We start from the raw sequence: 3662 nt of genomic DNA on the forward strand, positions 1-3662 counted from the left end.
GCTTCTCATTGTCCGAAACGAGCACATCATAATCCGTTCCCTCCACCCTTGCTAAGTCCCTTACCCTGCCCTGCTCGATGAGCTGGCCGTCCTTTATAAGCCCAACGTAGTTGCATGTCTTCTCGATTTCGCTAACTATATGCGAGCTCAGGAATATCGTTTTACCACCCTTCGCAAGCTCAAGAACCTTCCCTATAAACTCCATCCTACCGAGGGGATCTAAGTTGCTCGTCGGTTCATCCAGGATGAGGAGTTCGGGATTCCCAAGGAGCGCGGTAGCGAAGAGAACCCTCTGCCTCTGACCACTGGACAGTTCCTTGATCCTGTTGAAAGCATGCCTCCCAACGCCGGTGTAGGCCATCAGCTCCCTCGCCTGCCTCACCGCTTCGGCCTTAGAAAGCCCGAGGAGGCGTCCCACGTAGGTAAGAAACTCGAAGATCGTCATGTCCTCATAGACTATAGACCTCTCCGGCATGTAGCCGACTTTCCTCATGATTTCAACCCTCTCGCGCGGCATATCCATGCCAAAAATCTGAATCTCGCCATAGGTTGGCTTTAGCGCGCCGGTGAGCATCTTAATCGTCGTTGTCTTACCGGCCCCGTTCGGGCCTAAGAAACCGTAAACGACTCCCTTGGGGACCTTCAGGTCGAGGTGGTAGATGACGTTCCTCTTTCCGAAGAACTTTGTCAGCTCTCGCGTTTCAATTATGTAGTCGGCCATCTACACCCCCAGATGACTATCGAATTGGGACCTAATAAGCCTTTCCTGATAAAAATAGATTCTTCGGGGGAATTGGGATGCAGGCTCTAAAAAAGCGCCCCAAGTGGGTGACTGGGTTGAGGCCGAAGCTCGAGGCGGCCCTTCAAGATAAGAGTGGGGTAGGAACCATCATCGGCAAAGGTGTCCTCAGAGGAAGCGACATGATTGAAATCCTCGAGGTGAAATTCGTAGACGGGAAAGAGGGCCAGCCAGCGGCTAAAATCTCCGAGAACCTCATCCTGTTTGACTATCCCGTGGGAGAAGACGAAGGGGCCGACGATGTATACTATAAACTAATGGGAATGCTCAGCAGGGTCTGATTCCTTCAGCCTTTTAAGCTCCTTGGATAACATAGAATGTGCTGATTGAAAAAGTCGGCCTTGATAGCTCGGCGCGCTTCACATTCCAGAGCCACGCCCACACGGATCACTTCGTTAGTGGGAAGGTTATCTTCGCAACCAAGGCAACAAAGTTCCTCAGCCACCTCAGGAAGGGAGGCTTTTATCGTGAGATAGGATTTGGGAAGAGCTTCTATCTCGGCGATTACAAGGCGAGGCTCTATCCGGCCGGCCACATGCTCGGCTCTGCCGGGATAAAGCTCTGGCTTGATACCGGAACGCTCTTTTACACTGGCGACACAAAGTGGTTCAAGCTCAGAACCGCTGAAAAGAGCCGCTTCCCAAGGGCGGACTTCCTGGTAATCGAGGCTACCTTCGGGGTTCCAAGCTTCACATTTCCTTCACCTAGAGAAGCGGAAAAGAAGCTGGTCGCGTTCGTGGAGGAGGCACTCGACAGGGGGAAGAGGCCGGTTCTCTACGTCAACCAGACTGGAAAGGCCCAGGAGGTCATGAAGATACTCGACGTTCACGGCTACACAGTTAAACCGAGCAGAAGCATGCTGAAGGTCGCGAGGGTCTACTCCAAGTTCGGGGTTACCTTCAAAAACATCGAGGGGGACGGAGAGGTCGTTCTGCGCTCTTATCGCTCGCCGGGGGTTGAGAACTCACTGAGTCCCTGGGAGCTGACCGTTTCCGGCTTTGGTGGTCTTAAGCTGAGCAACCATGCCGATTTTTGGGAGCTGGTAAAGATAGTCGAAAAGATTCGACCGGAGAAGGTGTTCACCGTTTACGGCTTTGCGGGTGAGTTCGCAGAGATACTTAAGGGGATCGGCTACGAGGCCACTCCCATTGGGCAGGATGACGTAATAAAGCTGTAGGATTTACATATTCGTCAAGAATTCATAGCTTTTCTGAACTGTTTTCATCATGGGTTCAAACTACGAACCGAAGCCTTAATATATTCGGAAATTACCAATAAATTTGAGAAATATTAGGAAATCTCATTTATATTTCCAAGTAAGTTGCGGGCTCACGGCGGGGATCCCGAGCTGGACGGCTTCAGGGAGACCTTTCCCAAGAACCCGAGGGAGGTGATGCCCCAAGGGTCTCCACCTCTTCTCCATACCTCTCTTCTCTTAAACTTACCTCCCCTAACTAAAATCGAAAAGTTTATAAAGGCCTCTTTTTTAGTAACTACTGGTAATCAAAAAGGCATCAGGGGGTGATGTCGATGGCCTGGAGGAGGGACCGCTACTGGGATCCCTTCGACCTTATGAGGGAAATACAGGACGAGATAGACGCCATATTCAGGGACTTCATGCGCGGGCCAAGGGTCTGGAGCTGGCGCGAGCCGGAAGAGCGCTTTGAGTTCCACGAGACGTGGAGGGAGCCCTTCGCAGATATTTTCGACAAGGGCGACCGCTTCGTCATTACCGTCGAACTCCCGGGAGTGAGGAAGGAAGACATCAAACTCCACGTTACAGAGGATACCATCTACATCGAGGCACAGGTGAGACGCGAGAAGGAGCTTGAGCAGGAAGGTGCCATAAGGATCGAGCGCTACTACAGCGGCTACAGGAGGGTTATCAGACTGCCCGAGGAGGTCATCCCAGAGAAGGCCAAGGCCCGCTACAACAACGGCGTCCTTGAGATCGAGATACCCAAGAAGAGGCCCAGCAAGCCAGAGAAGGAGAGCTTCGAGGTCAAGATCGAGTGATTACCTTTTTGGCATTTTTTATTAAACTCCGACACGGGTTCCGCTCCCTACAACCCCCGGATTGAATCAGAAGATAACGGTCATGAAAAAGATTGGAGGTGGTTAAAAATGACCGAGAGGAAAGAGATAAGGTTGAAGGTCGCTCCCGCTCATCAAAGGGATGTCGGGAGGGGCATAGTAAGGATCGATAGGAGAGCGATGAGAGAGATAGGCGTCCAGACAGGGGATGTCATCGAGATAATCGGAACCAAGAATACCGCGGCGGTAGTGTGGCCGGCCTATCCAGAGGACGAGGAGCTTGACATAATCAGAATGGATGGAACCATCAGGAAGAACGCCGGCGTCGGCCTTGGGGATGAGGTAAGCGTTAGAAAAGCTGAGGTCAGGGAAGCTAAGAAGATCACAGTGGCCCCAACCGAGCCGATACGCTTCGGCAGGGATTTCGTCGAGTGGTTCCACGAGAGGCTCATAGGCAGGCCCGTTGTCCGGGGCGACTACATCAAAATAGGCATTCTCGGACAGGAACTGACCTTCGTGGTCACCGCCACTCAGCCCTCTGGAATAGTCCAGATAACCGAGTTCACGGACTTCCAGGTGAGTGAGAAGCCCGTTAAGGAGGTAAGCAAAACAGCCGTTCTGGGCGTCACCTACGAGGACATCGGTGGTCTGAAGGACGTTATCCAGAAGGTTAGGGAGATGATAGAGCTCCCGCTCAAGCACCCAGAGATATTCGAGAAGCTCGGTATAGAGCCGCCTAAGGGAGTCCTCCTCTACGGACCGCCGGGAACGGGTAAAACCCTACTCGCGAAGGCAGTCGCGAACGAGGCCAACGCGCACTTCATAGCAA

General features: G+C 52.5%; 5 protein-coding genes. 4 read left to right on the forward strand and 1 reads right to left on the reverse strand.

Going from position 1 to position 3662, the window contains the following annotated elements; all coding sequences use genetic code 11:
- Window positions 1-721: ABC transporter ATP-binding protein (locus tag MVD07_RS00200; protein WP_297497005.1), on the reverse strand; the 721-nt coding region annotated here is incomplete at its 3' end.
- A gap of 107 nt (window positions 722-828) precedes the next feature.
- On the opposite strand from MVD07_RS00200, the gene MVD07_RS00205 reads away from it, so the two are divergent.
- The 4 genes from MVD07_RS00205 to MVD07_RS00220 all read left to right on the forward strand — a co-directional run.
- The gene (locus MVD07_RS00205) at window positions 829-1080 is read left to right on the forward strand and encodes a hypothetical protein (RefSeq protein WP_297497017.1); all 252 of its coding nucleotides are present in this window, start codon (window positions 829-831) and stop codon (window positions 1078-1080) included.
- A gap of 38 nt (window positions 1081-1118) precedes the next feature.
- Window positions 1119-1976: an MBL fold metallo-hydrolase gene (locus tag MVD07_RS00210; protein ID WP_297497008.1), complete on the forward strand. Its 858-nt coding sequence runs from the start codon at window positions 1119-1121 to the stop codon at window positions 1974-1976.
- Window positions 1977-2329: 353 nt separating this feature from the next.
- A complete protein-coding gene (locus tag MVD07_RS00215; RefSeq protein WP_297497011.1) occupies window positions 2330-2815 on the forward strand; it encodes an Hsp20/alpha crystallin family protein in 486 nt (161 codons plus the stop codon).
- Window positions 2816-2923: 108 nt separating this feature from the next.
- Window positions 2924-3662: AAA family ATPase (locus MVD07_RS00220; protein ID WP_297497014.1), on the forward strand; the 739-nt coding region annotated here is incomplete at its 3' end.

Source organism: Thermococcus sp. (assembly GCF_027008145.1).
In the GTDB taxonomy this organism is placed as follows: Archaea; Methanobacteriota_B; Thermococci; order Thermococcales; family Thermococcaceae; genus Thermococcus.

Excerpts from the sequence above, each read along its gene's own strand:
- MVD07_RS00215 (WP_297497011.1), top strand. The coding sequence starts at position 2,330 with ATGGCCTGGAGGAGGGACCGCTACTGGGATCCCTTCGACCTTATGAGG.